2 tRNA genes and 2 rRNA genes are annotated in these 958 nt (G+C 48.4%); all 4 read left to right on the top strand.

The features are described 5' to 3' along the window. Positions 1–243 (top strand): 16S ribosomal RNA (locus HMPREF9469_RS30390); the annotation flags it as partial. A 77-nt stretch (positions 244–320) separates the two neighbouring features. Beyond that, positions 321–438: ribosomal RNA gene (gene rrf / locus HMPREF9469_RS30385) — 5S ribosomal RNA — on the top strand. A gap of 8 nt (positions 439–446) precedes the next feature. Then, positions 447–520: transfer RNA gene (locus tag HMPREF9469_RS30380), tRNA-Ile, on the top strand. A gap of 213 nt (positions 521–733) precedes the next feature. Next, positions 734–806: transfer RNA gene (locus HMPREF9469_RS30375), tRNA-Ala, on the top strand. Positions 807–958: the final 152 nt, after the last annotated feature.

Genomic DNA, 958 nt, shown 5'->3' with positions numbered 1-958 from the left:
GTTCGGACTGTAGTCTGCAACCCGACTACACGAAGCTGGAATCGCTAGTAATCGCGAATCAGAATGTCGCGGTGAATACGTTCCCGGGTCTTGTACACACCGCCCGTCACACCATGGGAGTCAGCAACGCCCGAAGTCAGTGACCCAACCGAAAGGAGGGAGCTGCCGAAGGCGGGGCAGGTAACTGGGGTGAAGTCGTAACAAGGTAGCCGTATCGGAAGGTGCGGCTGGATCACCTCCTTTCTAAGGAAGAAGAAGTAAGGGTTTTATATACTATTTAGTTTTCTGATTATCAAGAGAAGTCAAGGAAACAAACGATTTCCGGTGGCGATGCGCTTAGGGGAAACACCCGTTCCCATCCCGAACACGATGGTTAAGACCTAAGCGGCCGATGGTACTATGCTGGAGACGGCATGGGAGAGCAGGTGGCTGCCGGATTTTTAACCGGGCTTATAGCTCAGCCGGTTAGAGCGCACGCCTGATAAGCGTGAGGTCGGTGGTTCGAGTCCACTTAAGCCCATTTGGGAAGTGCCACCCATATCTTTCGCAGGGGAGGTAAGGCCCACTTAAACCCACTGGGGTAAATGCGACCAAAACTCACAAGAGAAGACATCGCTTTAATCCGCTGGTTCTGAAGTTTCTTCAGATATAAATAGAATAATGACCAAGAAGATAGGAATTGCCTCGCAAGAGGGAAGACCAGCACCGTAAATATTACGTGTAACCATAACGTGGGGGTGTAGCTCAGTTGGGAGAGCACCTGCCTTGCAAGCAGGGGGTCAAGAGTTCGAATCTCTCCATCTCCATTAGGAATTAGCTGTAACAGCTGGTTCCGATACGTACCTTGAAAACCGCATATTGAAATAAATGAATTGAGTATCCTATATATTTATATATAGAATAAACAAGACATCCGAGGCCATACAAGCGATTGTATGGAAAATAGAAACAAACTTGT

The organism is [Clostridium] citroniae WAL-17108 (genome assembly GCF_000233455.1).
Lineage (GTDB): Bacteria > Bacillota > Clostridia > Lachnospirales > Lachnospiraceae > Enterocloster > Enterocloster citroniae.
Note: the sequence above shows the minus strand (reverse complement) of the source record. Positions and strands in the feature narration are given on the sequence as shown.